Source organism: Streptomyces sp. NPDC030809 (assembly GCF_055572195.1).
On record NZ_JBVIDV010000023.1, the window covers coordinates 93,169 to 111,388 of the forward strand.

Below are 18,220 nucleotides of genomic sequence, written 5' to 3' on the forward strand. Positions count from 1 at the left end.
GGCCGGTGCCGCTGGTGTGGCCGGTGCTGCCGGTCGGCCGGTGCCGGCGAGGCTTGGCCGTGGTCCTGGTCGTGGCCGGTGCCGGCGAGGCTTGGCCGTGGTCCTGGTCGTGGCCGGTGCCGGCGGGGCTTGGCCGTGCCGCTGGCTGTGGCCGGTGTCGGCAGGGTTTGGCCGGGGCCCGTGGTGGTGGGTTACGCCGAGTGGGTGAGGTCGGCCGGGTTCACGGGGTGGCGGAAGGGGACGCCCTGCGCGTAGCGGGTGAGTTCTTCGATGGCCAGCGTGGTCAGGCGGGTGAGTTCGCCGCCCAGGGAGCCCGCCACGTGGGGGGTGAGGAGGACGTTCGGGAGGGTGAAGAGGGGGGAGTCGGGGGGCAGCACCTCCGGCTCGGTGTGGTCGAGCACCGCGTGCAGCCTGCCCGCCACCAGTTCGCGGGTGAGCGCCTCCGTGTCCACCAGGCTGCCGCGCGCCGTGTTCACCAGCGTGGCCCCGTCCCGCATCAGCGCGAGCCGTCCGGCGTCCAGCAGGTGCCGGGTCTCGGGCAGCGCCGGCGCGTGCAGGCTCACCACCTCGCTGCGGCGCAGCAGTTCCGGCAGGGACACGGGTGCGGCGCCCAGGGCCGCGAGCTCCGTCGGCTCGGCGTACGGGTCGTGCACGAGCAGGTCCAAGTCGAACGGGCGCAGGAGTTCCAGGACCCGCCGCCCGATCCGGGAGGCTCCGACGATGCCGACCGTGCGCCGGTAGTTGCCCACCGACGGGAACCGGCCGAGGACGTCCACCGGCCCCCGCGCGGCCCGGTACGCGTGCGCCGATTCGAGCACCCGCTTGTTCGCGAACAGGATGGCCGCGAGCGTGTACTCGGCGACCGGCAGCGCGTTGGCAGCGGCCGCGCTCGACACGAGCAGTCCGCGCTGCCAGCAGGCCTCGGTCACATGGCCCTTGACGCTGCCCGCCGCGTGCACCACCGCCCGCAGCCGGGGCATCCGCAGCAGCGCCGTGCCGTCCAACGGCGGGCAGCCCCAGCCGGTGAACAGCACCTCCGCCGTCCGCAGCCGATCCGCCACGTCGGCGCCCGGCGCACCGAAGTCGGTGACGAGCAGCCCGGGATCCACGTCGGCCACGGCGGCCAGCGCCGCCAGCTGCCCGGGTCCGAGCACCGCCTCCCGCGTCTGCGCACTCATCGCCAGCACCGTGCGCGGCGCCCGCGTACGGCCGGTCATCCGACGGCGCCCGCGGCCGGCCCCGAGCGCCGGAAGCGCCGCAGCGGCAGGAAGACGGCGGTGAAGGTGGACGGCGGAACGGTCACCTGATTTCTCCCAAGATCGCCCGGCAGCGGCAGCGGCAGCGGCAGCGGCGTGGCACCGCCCGCAAGCGGGCGAAGGCAGTGGTCCGGGGATTCGACCACCTCGCGGTGGAGGACGCCAAGCCGACGTTCCCGGCGAAGACCACCCTGGCCCGCAAGGCGGCCGGTGCCGCGATCGGCGCCACCGAGACCGCGCTGGTCGAGACGGCCCGCAAGCACGGCAGGACCGCGTACCGGGTCCACCCCGCGCACACCGTCATGGACTGCGCGCACTGCGGAGCGGGAGCCGAGCACCGCCTTCCCCTCTCCGAGAGTACGTGTACGTGCACCACGTGCGCAGCCGTGTCCCCAGGGGACAAGAACTCCGTGCCGCCGCCGCGCCCGGCCGCGGGCCGCCGGGGCCCCGGTGTCCCGCCGGAGCGTCACCGGCGGTGGGGACGCGGGGCCCCGGCCCTCGAGTCCGGGATCAGCCCGGGAAGGTGTTCCGCCACGGCTCGTAGTGCGGGTTGTCCACGCACTCGGACATGATCTCGGTCTTCTTCACCTTGTCCACCGGGCACACCCCGACGATGAACGAGCGCGCGATGCCGCCCGGGAACGCCACCTCCACCTGCGAGGCCCACTTGTGGGTGTCCCCGATGGTCTGGTTCACGTCCACCCCGCCCGGGGCGTCGATGTAGTAGTTCCAGCCGCTCTTCCACCAGGTCTTGTACAGGTCGTGGTCGTACGTGGTGGAGACGTACGGCGAGGGCTGGTTGACCAGGACGTACTGCTCGATGTCGTACTGCCCGTTGACGGTGTCCCGGGGGTGGAACCCGGACTCGAAGACCACCTCCGGCGGCCTGCTGTCCGAGCGGTACAACTGCTTGCAGTTGATGCGCCAGGACGGGGACGGGGTGATGCGCTCGATCTCGGCGCGCAGGTCGGCGGCGGCGAAGAGGTGGTCCGTCACACGCGGGCAGGAGTTGGCCGGGGCGGCGGCGCGGAAGGGTCCGGCATGCGGGGCCGAACCGTGGAGGGGAGCAACTGCGGGCGCGGCCGCAGGAGCCGAGTGGGCGGCGGCAGCGGGCAGCAGGGCGGCGGCGAGGGCGGCGGTGAGCGCGACGGCGCGGCGTCGCAATGCGGTGGTGATCATGGCCGCCACCCTGTCGGCCGGTCCGCCGCAGCACCCGCACCGTCACCCGAAGGTGAGCGTGTCATCCGCGGATTGCGACCCCGCCTGCGCTACGCGTCCGCCGCCGCGCGCCCCCGCAGCGCCGCCAGTGCACGGGCCGTCACCTCTGCGGGAGAGCCGGTCACCGGGACGGACACCCCGGCTTCGTCCGCCGCCAGCGGTTCGAGTGCCGCGAACTGCGAGTCGAGGAGCGAGACCGGCATGAAGTGGCCGGTGCGCCGCGCCATCCGCGAGCCGATCAGCTCCCGGTCCCCGGTGAGGTGCACGAACCACAGCCCCGGGGCCGCAGCCCGCAGCCGGTCGCGGTACGCCCGCCGCAGCGCCGAGCAGGAGACCACCCCGCCGCGGCCGGCCCGGCCGCGGGCCCACTGCCCGACGGCGTCCAGCCACGGCATCCGGTCCGCGTCGTCGAGCGGGCGCCCGGCCGCCATCTTCTCGACGTTCGCCGGGGGATGGAAGGCGTCGCCCTCCGCGTACGGGACCCCCAGCGCCTCTGCGAGCAGCCGGCCCACCGTGGTCTTTCCGGTCCCCGACACCCCCATCACCGCGACGACGGGCGTTCCGCCGACCGGAGTTCCCGCGTCCGCGCCTCCCGCGGCCCCGGCCCCGGCCCCAGCCCTGGCCCCGGTCACGGCCGCGGCCCGGCCGGACCGGTCGCGACCGGGCGTCCCGAGGGCAGCCCCCACTCGCTCCAGGAGCCGTCGTACACGGCCGTGTCCCGGTACCCCGCCAGCTCGGCGCCCAGCGCCAGCACGCAGGCGGTCACCCCCGAACCGCAGCTGAACACCAGCCGCTCCCGCTCCCCGGCCGCCTCCTCGAACGCGGACCGCAGCACGCCGGGCGGCAGCATCCGGCCTTCCGCGTCCTGGAGTTCACCGAACGGCAGGCTGACCGAACCGGGCATGTGCCCGCCGCGCAGACCGGCCCGGGGCTCGGGCGCGGTGCCGGCGAAGCGCTCCCGGGTACGGGCGTCCAGCACGGCGGTGTCCGGATCGGCGAGCGCGGCGGCCACCGCGGCGGCGTCCACGACGAGCCCGGGGCGCGGCCGGGCGGTGAACCCGCCGCGCGGGCCCGCGTACTCCGGCCGCCCGTCCTCCACGGGCAGCCCCGCGGCCTCCCAGCCGGGCAGCCCGCCGTCGAGGACGGCCGCCCGGTCGAAGCCCATCGCCCGGAGCATCCACCAGGCGCGGGCGCTGGAGTAGATCCCCGCGGCGTCGTACACGACCAGTGCGGCCTCCTCGTCCACCCCGAGGGCCCGCATCTCCTCGGTGAACCGCTCCGCCGCCGGCATGGTGTGGGGGAGGGGCGAGGCGTGGTCGGAGAAGGCGCCGTCGATGTCGAAGGGCCGGGCCCCGGGGATCCGGCGTCCGGCCTCGCGCTGCGCGCCGACCGAGGCGTCGAGTACCACCAGGCCGGGGGTGCCGAGGCGGGCCGCGAGCCAGCCGGCACCGACGAGCGGACCGGGCGGGTTGCCGTGCTGCGGATTCCTGCCGTCCATCGGAGGCCGCCTTTCGAAGAGTTCTGGCGTGCGCATGCCGTCGCGCCGGCAAGATCGTATCCGGCGCCGGGCGGGCCGGCCGGGACCCGCCGCGGCCCCGTCCCGGCCCCCTCTCCCGCCCCGGCCGCAGGGGGCGTCCGCCGCCGCTGCACCGGTGCCCGCATTACCTCGCCGCGCCCCGCCAACCGGGCGTAAGATCAGGCCCGTTGGGGGGTCCAGTGGGAAACGCGTACGGAACCAGAGGCGCTGCCGCCTGCGCGCTCGCCGCCTTGCTCGCCCTGTCCGGATGCTCGGACGGCCCCGCGTCGGGCGCCCGCGGAGCCACGCCCTCCGGGCCGACCCCGGCCGCGTCCGGCACCGGCACCGGCACCGGTACCGGTACCGGCACCGGACCGACTGCAGGCGCTTCCGCTTCCCCGGGCGCGGGGGCGACGCCCGCCGTGACCTTCCCGCCGCTCGACGAGGCGAAGGTCCCCAAGACCGCGGCCCAGGCCCGCGCCGTGATCGGACGCGTCATCGCGGACAGCCGGCTGATGGGCCCGGGAGTCGTGGCGAGCAGCCCCTACGAGAGCGATCCGGAGCGCTTCCCCCGCCTCGACGCGGACTGCGTCTGGCAGACCGGTCCGCTGCCCGCCGACGTCCTGGCCACCCGGACCCGGTGGTTCCACCTCCCGGCCACGCCGAGCCGGGGCGAGGTCCTGCTGAGCGCCACGGTGACCGTCCACCGCTCCCGGGAGGAGTCCGCCTGGGAGGTGGCCCGGGCCATGGAGGAGGTCATGCGCTGCCCCGACCAGCAGCTGCGCGACGACCAGCGGCTCAAGGGCCTGCTGGGCACGACCCTCTACTACGGCGAGGGCACCAACAAGTGGACCGAGGACGCCTTCAACGAGTACGGGAACTTCTACGGCGAAGGTGACGCCGGCCCCTACCCCTACATGTGGGGACAGGGCCAGTACGGCCCGGTCACCGTGGCCGTCTCCGCCAAGGGCGGGACCGGGGTGAAGGGCGACGAGCTGATGCCGCTCCTCGCGCAGGGCAACTCCTGGATGATGGAGCGCGCCAAGAACGAGCTGGGGAAGGCGGACTGATGGATCCCCTCCTGCACTCCGACCCCTCCCGCATCGCCGGATACCGGCTGCTGGGCCGGCTGGGCTCCGGCGGCATGGGCGTGGTCTACCTCGGCCGCACCGAGGAGGGAGCCCTCGCCGCGGTCAAGGTGATCCGCGCGGACCTCGCCGACGAGTCCGACTTCCGGGCCCGGTTCCGCCGCGAGGCCGGCACCGCCGGCCGGGTGCGCAGCCCCTGGGTGGTCGAGGTCATGGGCGCCGACCCGGACGCGGCCGAACCCTGGCTGGCCACCGCCTTCGTGCCCGGCCCCTCGCTCGCCGAGGCCGTGGCGGCCCACGGGCCCCTGCCCGTGCGCAGCGTACGGGTGCTCGGCTCGGCCCTGGCCAAGGCGCTGGCCGTGCTGCACGAACGGGACCTCGTACACCGCGACGTGAAACCCGCCAACGTGCTGCTCGGGGTGGACGGGCCGCGGCTCATCGACTTCGGCATCGCCCGGGGCGGCGAGGACACCGCCCTCACCTCCGCCGACGTGATCGTCGGCACGCCGGGGTTCCTGTCGCCCGAGCAGGCCTCCGGTGCGCCCGCCGGGCCGCCCGCCGACGTGTTCTCCCTCGGCTGCCTCCTGGCGTACGCGGCCACCGGCCACCCGCCCTTCGGGACCGGGGCCGTGGACGCCCTGCTCTACCGCACCGTCCACGACGAGCCCTCCTTCGGCCCGGAGGGCATCGCCGACGGGGAACTCGCCCGCCTCCTCACCTCCTGCCTGGCCAAGGACCCCGCCGCCCGCCCCACCGCCGCCGAAGTGGACCGGCTGCTGGCCGAGGACGTGCCGGGCGGATCCGCCGACTGGCTGCCCGACCCCGTGGTCGCCGCGATCGCCGAGCGGGCCGCGCTGCTGCTCGCCCTCCCGGGCATCGAGGAGACCCTCGCCGACCCGGGGGCCGCGCCCGCGGCCGCCGCCCCCGGCAGCCGCCGCCGCTTCCTCGCCCTCGCCTCCGGCGCCGCCGTCCTCGCGGCCGGCGGAGGACTGGCCGCCTACCTCGCGGGCGGTGACGACGACGCGAAGACCCCCGCGGGACCGGCGCCCCGGCGCTGGACCATCGGCGTGCACGCCGACCTCAGCGGACCCGGCCGCGCAGCCGGACGGGCCCAGGACCGCGGGGTGCGGCTGGCCGTGGCCGCCTTCAACTCCCGCAAGGACAAGCCGTTCACGCTGGCCGTGCGCACGGAGGACGACGGCGGGGACCCGGCGCGGGCCCCGCGCGCCGCGGCCGCCCTGACCGGGGACCGCGACGTGCTCGCCGTGATCGGGCCCACCGGCAACGCCTCGGTGACTCCCGTCCTGGAGGCGTACTCCGAGAACTCCCTGCCGCTGCTCACGGTCTCCGCGGCCGGAGTGATCTTCGGCCTCGCCAACCGGCGCTCCTTCTTCCAGACCTGCCCGCCCACCTCCGCGCAGATGGGCGCCGTGAACATGCAGCTGCTCGTCCGCCGGAAGGTGGGCACCCTGGGCGTGCTCGTCGACCGGGCCGGGGACACCGACAGCTGGCAGCTGGCCTACCTCGTGGACGCCACCGTGCCCTCGTACGCACCGAGGGCCACCGCGTACCCGCGGGTGGTCCCGCGCGGGGCCGGACTCGCCCCCGTCGTCAAGGACATGCTGGGCCACAAGGCCGACGGGTTCTTCTACACCGGCACCGCCCGGGGCGCCGCCGAGACCGCCCGGCTGCTCGCCGAGGCCGGGTTCCGCGGGCCGCGCGTGGCGGAGTACGCGGTCGCCGGCGAGGAGTTCCTGCGCAGCGCCGGACCGGCCGCCGAGGGCTGGGAGTTCCTCGCCCCGTACACCGGCGCCGACACCCCGGAGACCGCCGTGGTCGCCCGCGCCCACCGCAAGGCGTACGGCACCGCCCCGGCCGTGTGGACCGCGGAGGCGTACGACGTCACCCTGCTGCTCGCCGAGCAGCTGACGGCCCTCGCCCGCGGCGGCCGCCGCCCGGCCCGCGCGGACCTGCTGACGGCCGTGGCCAAGGCCGGCCACCGGGGCCTGGCCCGGACGTACGCCTTCGACGAGGAGGGCCGCACCAAGACCGTGACCTCCTACCTCCACCGCGTGGAACGGGGCCGGATCCGCTACGTCGGTCCGGTGCCCCAGGCCCCCGAGACCTAGCCGGCCCCCGTGAGACCCCTCACCCCGGCCGACCCCTCGGCGATCGGCGGACACCGGCTGCTCGGGCGGCTGGGCTCCGGAGGCATGGGCACGGTGTACCTCGGCCGGTCCCCGGAAGGGGTCCTGGTCGCCCTCAAGGTGATCCGGGCCGAGTACGCCGCCGATCCCGGCTTCCGGGCCCGGTTCCGGCGGGAGGCCGCCATGGCCGCCCGGGTGCGCAGCCCCTGGGTGGTGGACGTGGTCGGTGCCGACCCGGAGGCCCGCGAACCCTGGCTCGCGACCCCGTTCGTGCCCGCGCCCTCGCTGGCGGAGGCGGTCGCCCTGCACGGCCCGCTGCCCGTGCCCACGGTACGGTCCCTCGGCGCCCGCCTCGCCGAGGCCCTCACCCGGGTCCACGAGGCCGGGCTCGTCCACCGGGACGTCAAACCCGGCAACATCCTGCTGGCCCTGGACGGCCCCCGGCTCATCGACTTCGGCATCGCCCGCCAGGCCGGAGCCACCGCGCTGACCGCGACCGACGCCCTCGTCGGCACCCCCGGCTACCTCGCGCCCGAGCAGGCCCGGGCCGCCGACCCCGGACCCGGCCCGGCCGCCGACGTCTTCGCCCTGGGCTGCGTCCTGTGCTTCGCGGCCACCGGCCAGGGCCCGTTCGGCACCGGCCACCCGGCCGCCGTGGTCTTCCGCACCGTCCACGAAGCCCCCGGACTCGACGCGGTGCCCGCCGAGCTGGCCGGGCTCATCGGCGCCTGCCTCGCCAAGGACCCCACCCTGCGGCCCACCGCCGAAGAGGTCCGCCGCACCCTGTCCGCCGAGGGCCTGCCCGGTGCCCAGTGGCTGCCGCCCGCCCTGCCCCGCCTCATCGCCGAGCGCTCCGCCCGCGCCCTGGACCTGCCCGCACCCGAGGCCACCCGGGCCGGCGGGGCCGAACCCGAGACGGTGGCCGCCGGCCCCGCCCCGGCCGGCCGGCTCGCCCGCCGCGGCCTGCTGGCGGCCGGGGCACTCGTGGCGATCGGCGCCCCCGTCCTGTGGCTGAGCACCCGCTCCGGGCCCGGCGGCGGCCCGCGGAGCGGGGCCACCGGCGGCCCGGTGCCGTTGCGCACCCTCGCCCTCCACGCCGACCTCACCGGACCGGGCCGGGAGTCCGGGACAGCCCAGCAGCGCGGCGCCCGGATCGCCGTGGACCGGCACAACGCCCGTACCGACAAGGCCTTCCGGCTGGAGCTGCGGGTCGCCGACGACCGCGGTACGGCGGCCGGGGCCGGGCAGGCCGCCGCCCGCCTCCTCGCCGACCCGGACATCCTCGCCCTCATCGGGCCCACCTGGAGCGGCGCCGTCCCCGTCGTGGCGGCCGCCTGCACCAAGGCCGGTGCCCCGCTGGTGGTCGTCTCCGAAAGCGGCACCGAGGTCAGCCTGCCCAGCCAGCGCACGGTGTGCCTGACCCGGCCGGACGACGGCGGCATGTCGATTCCGGTCATCCGCTACCTGACCGCGGTCCGGCGCTCGCTGCGCACCACCGTGGTCCTCGACCCGGCGGGCGGGGCCTTCGCCCAGCGGCTGGCCAGCGACCTGATGGAGGCGCCGCCCTCCGAGGGCACCGCCACCACGCACCGGCTGCCCGCCGACGACAGCGGGTTCGCCGCCGCGGCCGCCGCCGTTCGGGCCGCGCGGTCCGACGCGGTCGTGTTCGCCGGCACCTCGCCGGACCGCGCCGCCCGGCTGGCCCGCGCCCTCGCCGCGGCCGGGTTCACCGGGGCGCGGGTGGGGACCCACCACCTCATGGCACCCGCCTTCCTCGCCGGGGCCGGGGCCACCGCCGGGGGCTGGGCCTTCGCCGCCCTGTTCACCGACCCGGCGGCGGTCCCCGCGGGCAAGGAGTTCACCGCCGCGTACCGGGCCGCCCACCGGAGCGCCCCCGGCCGCTGGGCGGCCGAGGCCCACGACGCGGTGGGCCTGCTGGCCGCCGCCCTGGGCGCCCTGAACGCCGAGTCGGTCAACCGGGCCGCGCTCGCCGTCCGGCTGTTCCGGACCCCGTACGAGGGCATCGCCAAGCGGCTGGAATTCGTCGCGGACACCCACACCCTCAGCCACAAGAACACCGCCTTCCTGTACCGGGCCGAGGGCGGGGCTTTCCGGTTCCTGGGCCCCTATGCCGAGGTGCCGGCCGAGAAGGGATCATGAAAGGGACCCGGTCCGATCCGTCCACCCGATGAAGGAGCCCGCCGCCATGACCCTGCGCTGCGCCGTACTCGACGACTTCCAGCAGGCCGCGCTGGAGTCGGCCGACTGGAGCCGGCTCGAAGGCCGGGTCGAGGTGGTCCCCTTCACCCGGCACTTCGCCGACGAGGACGAGCTGGCGGCGGCCCTGGCCGGATTCGACATGGTCGTCACCCTCCGCGAGCGGGTGCCCTTCCCCGCCTCCCTGCTGTCCCGGCTGCCGCGCCTGCGGCTGCTCATCGCCTCCGGGATGCGCAACTCCGTCATCGACTACGCCGCGGCCGCCGCGCACGGGGTGACCGTCTGCGGCACCCAGAGCTCCTCCACCCCGCCCGTCGAGCTGACCTGGGCCCTGCTGCTCGGCCTGGCCCGCGGGCTGGTCCAGGAGGCCGCGGCGCTGCGCGGGGGCGGCCCCTGGCAGCAGACGGTCGGCGCCGACCTGCACGGGCAGCGGCTCGGCCTGCTCGGCCTCGGCAAGATCGGCACCCGGGTGGCGCAGGTGGGCCTCGCCTTCGGCATGGAGGTCGGTGCCTGGAGCCAGAACCTCACCAAGGAGCGGGCCGAGGCGGCCGGGGTCTCCCTGGCCGGCTCCAAGGAGGAACTGCTCGCCGAAGCGGACTTCGTCTCGGTGCACCTGGCCCTCGGCGAGCGCACCCGGGGCCTGATCGGGGCCGCGGAGCTGGCGCTGATGAAGCCCACCGCCTACCTGGTGAACACCTCCCGGGCCGCGATCGTGGACCAGGAGGCCCTGCTCGACGCACTCGCCGCGGGCCGGATCGCGGGCGCCGGCGTGGACGTGTTCGACGTCGAGCCGCTGCCGGCCGGGCACCCGATGCGGACCGCGCCCCGGCTGCTGGCCACCCCGCACCTGGGCTACGTCTCCCGCGCGAACTACCGTACGTACTACGGCCAGGCGGTCGAGGGCATCGAGGCCTTCCTCGCCGGTGCTCCCCTCCGCGTGCTCCCCTGAGCCCCGGCGGCCCCGCCCTCCCCAGGGGGATCGATTCGGTATCCGATGCACCAAACCGCACATACAAGCAGTCGATCGCACCTATTCTGCGCCCGTAGCCAACGCTGTTCCGCACCGTTCAAGCCATCCGCACCCGGCATCGCCCTGGGGGGTTCATGCGTGGATCAAGAGGGTTGGCGGCCGCCCTCGCACTGTCGCTCACCACCGCCGGCACCGCCGTCCTGCTCGCGCCGCAGGCCGCGGCCATCACCCCGCCCGTCTCCTTCACCGCCGACGCCCTGCCGACCTGGCAGCCCAACGGGATCGTCTGGGCCCTCGCCCAGACCGGCGGCACCGTCTTCGCCGGCGGCACCTTCTCGGCCGTCCGGCCGCCCGAGGGGGCGGCCGGCACCGAGCAGCAGGCGGTGAACTTCGCCGCCTTCGACGCCGCGACCGGCGCCCCGACCTCGTGCAAGCTGTCCTTCACCATCGGAACCGGCACCGCCACCGTCCGCACCCTGGTCCTGTCGCCCGACGAGAAGACCCTCTACGCGGGCGGCTACTTCGGCGCCGTCAACGGCGTGCCCGTCAGCAGCCTCGCCGCGATCGACGTGGCCACCTGCACGCCCAAGACCGGGTTCAGGCCCGCCTTCGCCGCCACCGTCCGGGCCCTCGCCGTCACCGCCGACACCGTCTACGCGGCCGGCGACTTCCTCCAGGTGGCCGGACAGCCCCGGCAGCGGTTCGCCGCCGTCGGCGCCGCCGACGGAGCGCTCAAGCCCTTCACCGCCAACGCCGACGAACCCGGCCGCGCCGTCGAGCTCACCCCCGACGGCAAGAACGTCCTGCTCGGCGGGGACTTCTTCACGGTCAACGGGGCCACCAGCCACGCCCTGGCCGTCGCCGACGCCGACACCGGCGCACTGACCAGGACCTACCCCGCGGGCTTCATCCACAACAACTCCGTCGTCAAGGACATCGAGACCGACGCGAACGGCTACTACACCGCCAACGAGGGCAGCGGCGGCGGGGTCTTCGACGGCCGGATCGGCCTCACCTACAACGGCTTCAACCAGGTCTGGCGCGACACCTGCCTCGGCGCCACCCAGGCCGTCCTGTCGTACGGCAGCGTCCTCTACAGCGCCTCGCACGCACACGACTGCTCCAGCGTCGGGGAGTTCCCCGACGGCCCGCGCCACCACCTGCTCGCCCAGCCCACCACCGGCACCGGCAAGCTCGGCTGGTCCCCCGACACCAACGACGGGATCGGAGAGGGCCTCGGCCCGCGGGCCATGACCGTCGGCGAGAAGAACTCCGTCCGGTACCTCTGGGTGGGCGGGGAGTTCACCACCGTCAACAGCCGCTCCCAGCAGGGCCTGACCCGCTTCGCCTCCACCGGTGACACCGGCGCCCCGAGCACCCCGCTCGCCAGTGCCGGGAGCGTGAAGCCCGGCGAGGTGCAGGTGCGCTGGCGCACCGGCCTCGACCTGGACGACAGCCGGCTCACGTACAGGATCTACCGCAACGGCGGGGCCGCCCCGGTGGGCACCGTGGCCGCCGACTCGCTGTTCTTCCTGCGCCCGCAGGCCTCCTGGACCGACACGAACGTGACCGCCGGGCAGACCTACACCTACCGGGTCACCGCCACCGACGCCGCCGGCAACACCAGCCCCCTCTCGGCCACCGCCGCCGTCACCGTGCCCACCACCGTCCAGGCCTACCCCGACCGGGTGCGCGCCGACGGCGCCACCCTCTACTGGCGCTACGACGACGGGGTCCTGCCGTACGTGGCCGACTCCTCGGCGTCCGGCAACACCAGCGGGATCCACGTGAACTCCCCGGCCCTGCGCCAGACCCCGGGAGCGATCACCGGAGCGAGCACCGCCATCGGCTTCAACGGCACCGACACCCAGATCCACAGCGACCGCCGCACCAGCGTCGGCAGCAGCTACACGCTGGAGACCTGGTTCAAGACCGGCACCACCCGCGGCGGCAAGCTCATCGGATTCGGCAACAACACCACCCGCAGCAGCGGTCGGTATGACAAGCACATCTACATGACCAACGACGGCCGGCTGGTCTTCGGGGCGTACAGCGGGGGCTTCCGCACCATCACCACCCCCGCCGGACAGGCGTACAACGACAACACCTGGCACCACGTCGTCGGCACCCAGGGCCCCTCCGGCATGGTCCTCTACGTCGACGGACAGGCCAAGGGCACCCACGCCAACACCGGCCACCAGGGAGTCGCCGGCTACTGGCACGCCGGCGGGGACAGCCTCGCAGGCTGGCCGAACGCCCCGGCGAGCACCTTCTTCGCCGGACAGCTGGACGAGACCGCCGTCTACCCGGCCGTCCTCACCGCCGCCCAGGTGCAGAACCACCACGCCCTGGCCAAGGCCCCGGCCGACTCGGTCGCCACCGTCACCGCCTCCGAGGACACCTACGCCAACGCCGGCGCCCCGGACACCAACTACGGCAGCTCCGGCTCGCTCGCCGTCCGCGGCAGCGCGCCCTACCAGAGCTACCTGCGCTTCGGCCTGCCCGCGGCGCCCGCCGGGACCGTGCTCAGGTCCGCCACCCTGCGGATCAAGACCAGCACCATGAGCGGGGCCGGCACCGCCGACACCGTCTCGGTGGTCCCCGTCACGGGCAACTGGACCGAGTCCGGCACCACCTACACCAGCCGGCCGGCGCTCGGCGCCCCCGTCCTCGGCAGCTTCGCCGGGATCCCCGACGGCTCCGCGGTGCACACCACCGCGCTCAACACCGCCGCGGTCGCCGCCGCGCTGGGCGGCCCGTACTCGCTCGCCCTCACCGGCGGCGGCAGCGACGCCCTGTGGCTGTGGTCCTCCGAGGCCGCCGCCGCGGAGGGCACCCCGCAGCTCACCCTCACCTTCGGCCCGCAGTAGCCGCAGCCGGCCGCCGTCCGCCCCCGTCGCCCCCGGCGCCGGGGGCGGACCTGCGTACGGACATCCGGCGCAGCGCCCGGTGCCGGCAGGTGCGCAGTTCGGCGCGCGAGACCCGGGCCCGCTGGCCCCCGCTGGTGATCAGCGCGTTCACCGGGGCCATGGGGTCCGTGGCCATGGACCGCGCGAGCAGCATGCCGGCCACGAGCGGCAGCAGGGCGGCGGCGAGGGCCGTGCCGGCCACGGTGACGTGCTGGAGGCGGGCGCTGCGCGGGGCTTCGGAAGTCATGCCCCCATTCCACCGGCCGCACCGGGTCCGGCCATCGGCGCGGATACTCAGGCGGCCCGCACCCGGGTACTCAGGTGCCCGTCACCCGAGTACCCCTGCGGACGCCGGGAGTTCAGGGTGCCGGTTCCGCCGCCCCGGCCGTCTCCGCCCCCGCCGTCTCCGCCCCGTCCACGCTGAGGTGCAGCCGGAGGAACGTGTGCACGAGGGCCTCGTGGAAGGCGATCTGCTCGTGGTCCGAGGATCCGCTGTGCCCGCCGCCGGTCTGCTCGTGGAGGAACACCCGGTGGCCCAGCTCCCGGAGCCTGGCCGCCGCCTTCCGTGCGTGCCCGGGGTGCACCCGGTCGTCGCGGGTCGAGGTGGTCAGCAGCACCGGCGGATAGCGCAGCCCGGGGCGCAGGTTGTGGTACGGGGAGATGTCCGCCAGGTGCGGCCGGTCGGCCGGGTCGTCGGGGTCGCCGTACTCGGCCACCCAGCTCGCCCCGGCCAGCAGCCGGTGGAAGCGGAGCATGTCCAGCAGCGGCACGCTCGCGACCACCGCCCCGAACAGGTGCGGGTAGCGGGTCAGCATGGCGCCCATCAGCAGCCCGCCGTTGCTGCCGCCCTCGATGCCCAGCCCGGACGCGGTGGTCAGCCCCCGGCGCACCAGGTCCTCGGCCACCGCGGCGAAGTCCTCGAAGGCCCGCACCCGGTCGGCCCGCAGGGCGCTGCGGTGCCAGCGCGGCCCGTACTCGCCGCCGCCCCGGATGTTGGCGACCACGTACGTGCCGCCGCGGGCCAGCCAGGCCCGGCCGCGGACCGCGCTGTAGTAGGGGGTCAGCGAGGTCTCGAAGCCGCCGTACCCGGTGAGCAGGGCGGGGCGGGGGCCCGCACCCTCCGCCGGGCCGGTCACGAAGTACGGCACGCGGGTGCCGTCCGCGGAGACCGCGAAGTACCGCCGCACCGACAGGCCGTCGGTGGCGAAGCGGCTCGGCGCCCGCCCGACCACCTCGCTGCCCCGGCCGATCTCCCCGCGGTACAGGGTGGCCGGCTGGAGGTACCCGGTCACGTCGAGGAAGTACTCGTCGCCGGTGTCCGGATCGGTGTCCACGACCGTCGCCGAGGCGAGCGGCGGCAGGTCCGCGGCCGCCGGCTCGCGGTGCCAGTCGCCCCGGTCCGCGGGGGTGAGCACCTCCAGCCGGGCGGCCACGTCGTCGAGGATCTCGAGGATCAGGTGGTTGCGGGTCCAGGCGTGCCCGACGAGGGCCGTGTGCTCGTCGGGGGCGAAGAGGACCACCGCCTCCCGGCCGCCGGCCCGGAAATCCTCGTACCGGAAGGCCAGCAGGGTGCCCTCGGGGTACCCCAGCCACGGGGACTTCGGGGTGACGAGCAGCCATTCCCGGTGGACGCCGGCCGACGCGTCCTGCGGCAGGTCCACCGGCAGCAGGCGGCCGTCCGCGGCCAGCTCGAAGAGCTCGCTGTTCCAGAAGTCCCGCTGCCGGACCACGAAGTCCCGGGTGAAGCCCTCGGTGTGGTCGCGCCAGGCCGAGACCGACAGGTCCCCGCCTGCCACCTCGTGGACGAGCTCGGCCTCCTCGACCGGGGTGCCGCGGCGCCAGCGCCGGACCGTACGGGGATACCCGGAGGCCGTCATCGACCCCGGACCGGTGTCGGTCCCCACGAACACGTGGTCCCGGTCGATCCAGGCCACCGAGCTCTTGGCCTCCGGGAGCCGGAAGCCGTCCGCCGGGAAGGAGCGGGTGGCGAGGTCGAACTCGCGCACCACGACCGCGTCCGCCCCGTCCCGGGACAGGGTCAGCAGCGCGTGCCGGTACTCGGGGTACAGCACCTGCGCTCCCGCCCACACCCACGGCTCGCCCTCGGCCGCGGCGAGCGCGTCGAGGTCGAGCAGGACCTCCCAGTCCGGCTCCGGCCTGCGGTACTCCTCCAGCGTGGTCCGCCGCCACAGCCCGCGGACGTGCTCCGCGTCCTGCCAGAAGCTGTAGAGGTACGCCCCCCGCCGGCGCGGGTACACGATCCGGTCCCGGGCGTCGAGCACCTCCCGCAGCTCGGTCTGCAGGTGTGCGAAGCCGGGCTCGGAGGCCACCGCCCGCACGGTCTCCGCGGTGCGCTCGCGCACCCAGTCGAGCGCCGCCGGGCCGGTGACGTCTTCCAGCCAGAGATAGGGGTCCTCGTCGATCACACCGTGATTGTGCCGTGCGGGGGCGGACCGGCAAAGGGCCGCTCAGGAGGCGGGGACCACGGCCACCGGGCAGCGGGCGTGCAGCAGGGCCGCATTGGCCACCGCGCCCATCAGCAGGGAGTCCGCGTGCCGGCGGGTGCGGTGCCGGCCGACCACCAGCAGGGCGGCCGTCTCGGAGTGGGCGACCAGCTGGCCCGCCGCGTCCCCGGCCCCCACCACGCTCTCCACCGCCACCTCGGGCGCGGCCCGGGCGAACGGTTCCAGCCGCTCCTGCTGGGCGCGCTCCACCTCCCGGATCATCGGGGCGGGGTCCTCCAGGGGCACCCCGGCCATCGCGGCCCCCGGCGTACCGAACAGCGGCAGCGCGGCCACCGGATCCAGGTATGCCGTCACCGCGGTCAGCCGCAGCCGGTGCTCGGCGGCCTGCCGGAAGGCGAAGGCGACCGCCTCGTCGGCGGTTTCGGCGGGGTTCAGGCCCAGGACCACCCGGGCCGCCTCCGGGTCGGCGGCCAGGTTCGCGGCGCGGGCGGCGTGCGGTACGACGACCACCGGGCAGGACGCCCGGGTCGCGCACACCCGGCTGGTGGAGCCGAGCAGGAGACTGGCGAACCCGCCGCGGCCGCGGGAGCCCATCACCAGCATCCGGGCCCCCTCCGCCCGGGCGTCCAGGGCGTCGGGCACCGAACCGGTCAGGGACTCGTACCGTACGGGCGGCAGGCCCTCGCGGAATCCGAGGGAGCGCCGTACCGACTCGGCCACCGGGTCCGGGGCCTGTTCGGCCGGTTCGCCGAGTACGGAGGTGCGGCGGGCCTGCCAGATCTGGGCGTGGTCGGGCAGGACGTGCGCGACGACCACCTCGGCGCCCGCCGCGAGGCCCGCGGCGAGTGCCCAGTCCAGCGCCTTGAGGCTGTGCTCGGAGCCGTCCACGGCGACGACGATGGGGCCGTCCGGGTCCCGGGATGCGTCATTTGCAGTCATCCGTCCACCATTGCACCTTGATCGGAACCCCGCACGAGGGCGTGCCGTCTCTGGCAGGATGAGGCCATGACCGATGCGTATGAGGAGCTGCGGCGGCGTGCGGCGCGGCAGTGTGACCGTCCTGACGGATCGTTTCTTTCGCTCTGGTCGCAGGACTCCGTCCTGTCCATCGGCTCGGTCGGCTCGGTGCTGTCCGTCGGCTCGGTGGGCTCGGTGCTGTCCGTGGGCTCCGTCGGCAGCGTGCTGTCGGCGGCCTCCATCGGCTCGGCGCTCTCCGCGATCTCGGCCGGGTCCTGGCTGAGCACCGGCTCCCTGCTGTCCGCGCAGTCCCGCTGGTCGGTGCTGTCCTGGCGGTCGCGCGGCGGCTTCATGGCGGCCGGCGCGGTGACCGCCACGGTCGCGGCGGCGGCGCTGCTCGCGCGGGGGCGGGACGCGGGGGCCTGAACCCGGGCCCCGCCCCGTGCGGTTGCCGGTGGCGGCCGCCCTGGCCGACCGGCCCGCTCGCCGACCGGCTCACCTGCCGTCGCCGTCCTCGTGCGCCGCTACCGGGTGGCCGGGACCGCCTCGTCCACGGCGTCCAGGGCCTGCACCCACGGGAAGCCGTCGGGGAGGCCGCTGCCCGGCTCGGCGGGGTGGAACCCCTCCTCCCCGTACAGGACGTGGACGCCGGCGGTCCGCAGGGTGGCGATGCTCCGCTCGAACTGCGGGTGCGCCGCGTACGCCGTGTTCACGCACGGCACCGTGACGGTCGGGATGCCCTTGCCGATGCCCTCGGCGACCACGCCCACGACGTACTTGTCGGTGAGGCCGAGGGCCCAGGCGTTGACGGTGTTGAAGGTCGCGGGCGCCAGCAGTACGGCGTCCGGGTCGGGCCAGGGGCTCGGCTCCAGCGGGTGCCGGTAGTGCCAGCGGACGGGGTTGCCGGTGAGTGCGGCCAGCCCGTCCAGGCTCTCGGCCAGCCAGCCGGCTGCCGCCGGGGTCAGCCCGAGGCACACGTCCCAGCCGCGCGCTTGCGCGTCTTCGATCACCCGGGCCACGTCGAAGACGGGCGGGGCGGCGGAGCAGAACAGGTACAGCGTCCTCGTCATGCCCACATCCGATCACACGCCTGTCGCCGCACGGCGAGGGGGGACCCCCCAAGATCACCGGGGCTGCGCCCCGGACCCCGGCTTTCCGGACGCGGTCCGGCGAAATCCAGCCCCTCCGGCGCTTGAGGAGCGGAGTTTGGGGCGGAGCCCCGACACGACGGCCCGCGCCGGTCCACCGGGCGGGGGAAATTCAGCCCCTCTGGCGTTTGAGGAGCGGGGTTTGGGGCGGAGCCCCGACACGACGGTCCGCGCCGGTCCACCGGCGGGGGCAAAGTCCAGCCTCTCCGGCGTTTGAGGAGCGGGGTTTGGGGCGGAGCCCCAAGAGCATCCCGGCTGGCGCCGGGCAGGGGGGGGTTTTCTAGCCCAAGCCCCCCCCCCCCTCACGGGGGGGGGGGTGGCGGTTGTTT

At 75.5% G+C, this 18,220-nt stretch carries 14 protein-coding genes and 1 pseudogene; 6 read left to right on the top strand and 9 right to left on the bottom strand.

Annotated elements, in window-relative coordinates; genetic code table 11:
• Nucleotides 1-191: 191 nt before the first annotated feature.
• The 5 genes from ACZ407_RS27370 to ACZ407_RS27390 all read right to left on the bottom strand — a co-directional run bounded on the left by ACZ407_RS27370 (nucleotide 192) and on the right by ACZ407_RS27390 (nucleotide 3,972).
• On the bottom strand, nucleotides 192-1,178 hold the full coding sequence (locus tag ACZ407_RS27370) for a hydroxyacid dehydrogenase (RefSeq protein WP_468132745.1): 987 nt from the start codon (nucleotides 1,176-1,178) through the stop codon (nucleotides 192-194).
• A 35-nt stretch (nucleotides 1,179-1,213) separates the two neighbouring features.
• On the bottom strand, nucleotides 1,214-1,594 hold the full coding sequence (locus ACZ407_RS27375) for a hypothetical protein (protein WP_468132747.1): 381 nt from the start codon (nucleotides 1,592-1,594) through the stop codon (nucleotides 1,214-1,216).
• A gap of 172 nt (nucleotides 1,595-1,766) precedes the next feature.
• Nucleotides 1,767-2,435, bottom strand: a complete 669-nt coding sequence (locus ACZ407_RS27380; protein WP_468132749.1) for an ADP-ribosyltransferase — start codon at nucleotides 2,433-2,435, stop codon at nucleotides 1,767-1,769.
• 89 nt (nucleotides 2,436-2,524) lie between these two features.
• Nucleotides 2,525-3,016 (bottom strand): gluconokinase, encoded by a 492-nt coding sequence (locus tag ACZ407_RS27385; protein WP_468132751.1) that lies wholly within the window; start codon nucleotides 3,014-3,016, stop codon nucleotides 2,525-2,527.
• Nucleotides 3,017-3,102: 86 nt separating this feature from the next.
• The gene (locus tag ACZ407_RS27390) at nucleotides 3,103-3,972 is read right to left on the bottom strand and encodes a sulfurtransferase (protein WP_468132753.1); all 870 of its coding nucleotides are present in this window, start codon (nucleotides 3,970-3,972) and stop codon (nucleotides 3,103-3,105) included.
• A 440-nt stretch (nucleotides 3,973-4,412) separates the two neighbouring features.
• On the opposite strand from ACZ407_RS27390, the gene ACZ407_RS27395 reads away from it, so the two are divergent.
• The 5 genes from ACZ407_RS27395 (at nucleotide 4,413) to ACZ407_RS27415 (ending at nucleotide 13,282) form a co-directional block, all read left to right on the top strand.
• Nucleotides 4,413-5,060 (top strand): hypothetical protein, encoded by a 648-nt coding sequence (locus ACZ407_RS27395; RefSeq protein WP_468132755.1) that lies wholly within the window; start codon nucleotides 4,413-4,415, stop codon nucleotides 5,058-5,060.
• Complete coding sequence (locus tag ACZ407_RS27400) at nucleotides 5,060-7,207, top strand: bifunctional serine/threonine-protein kinase/ABC transporter substrate-binding protein (RefSeq protein ID WP_468132757.1); 2,148 nt, start codon at nucleotides 5,060-5,062, stop codon at nucleotides 7,205-7,207. The genes ACZ407_RS27395 and ACZ407_RS27400 overlap by 1 nt, the downstream gene beginning before the upstream one ends.
• Before the next feature lie 9 nt (nucleotides 7,208-7,216).
• Nucleotides 7,217-9,385, top strand: a complete 2,169-nt coding sequence (locus ACZ407_RS27405) for a bifunctional serine/threonine-protein kinase/ABC transporter substrate-binding protein (RefSeq protein WP_468132759.1) — start codon at nucleotides 7,217-7,219, stop codon at nucleotides 9,383-9,385.
• A gap of 46 nt (nucleotides 9,386-9,431) precedes the next feature.
• Entirely contained in the window at nucleotides 9,432-10,391 is a 960-nt protein-coding gene (locus ACZ407_RS27410) for a D-2-hydroxyacid dehydrogenase family protein (RefSeq protein ID WP_468132761.1), read from the top strand.
• Between the two features lie 155 nt (nucleotides 10,392-10,546).
• Nucleotides 10,547-13,282 (top strand): DNRLRE domain-containing protein, encoded by a 2,736-nt coding sequence (locus tag ACZ407_RS27415; RefSeq protein ID WP_468132763.1) that lies wholly within the window; start codon nucleotides 10,547-10,549, stop codon nucleotides 13,280-13,282.
• Here the strand turns inward: ACZ407_RS27415 and ACZ407_RS27420 are convergent.
• The 3 genes and pseudogenes from ACZ407_RS27420 to ACZ407_RS27430 form a co-directional block, all read right to left on the bottom strand.
• The gene (locus ACZ407_RS27420) at nucleotides 13,263-13,568 is read right to left on the bottom strand and encodes a hypothetical protein (protein WP_468132765.1); all 306 of its coding nucleotides are present in this window, start codon (nucleotides 13,566-13,568) and stop codon (nucleotides 13,263-13,265) included. The genes ACZ407_RS27415 and ACZ407_RS27420 overlap by 20 nt on opposite strands.
• A gap of 112 nt (nucleotides 13,569-13,680) precedes the next feature.
• Nucleotides 13,681-15,753 (bottom strand): annotated as a pseudogene (locus ACZ407_RS27425) (prolyl oligopeptidase family serine peptidase); the annotation flags it as partial.
• A 36-nt stretch (nucleotides 15,754-15,789) separates the two neighbouring features.
• Complete coding sequence (locus ACZ407_RS27430; protein ID WP_468132767.1) at nucleotides 15,790-16,725, bottom strand: universal stress protein; 936 nt, start codon at nucleotides 16,723-16,725, stop codon at nucleotides 15,790-15,792.
• 66 nt (nucleotides 16,726-16,791) lie between these two features.
• Here ACZ407_RS27430 and ACZ407_RS27435 point away from each other — a divergent pair, with 66 nt between their 5' ends.
• Entirely contained in the window at nucleotides 16,792-17,169 is a 378-nt protein-coding gene (locus tag ACZ407_RS27435) for a hypothetical protein (RefSeq protein ID WP_468132769.1), read from the top strand.
• Between the two features lie 98 nt (nucleotides 17,170-17,267).
• Here ACZ407_RS27435 and ACZ407_RS27440 read toward each other — a convergent pair whose 3' ends face one another.
• Nucleotides 17,268-17,813: a flavoprotein gene (locus ACZ407_RS27440; RefSeq protein ID WP_468132771.1), complete on the bottom strand. Its 546-nt coding sequence runs from the start codon at nucleotides 17,811-17,813 to the stop codon at nucleotides 17,268-17,270.
• Nucleotides 17,814-18,220 lie beyond the last annotated feature (407 nt).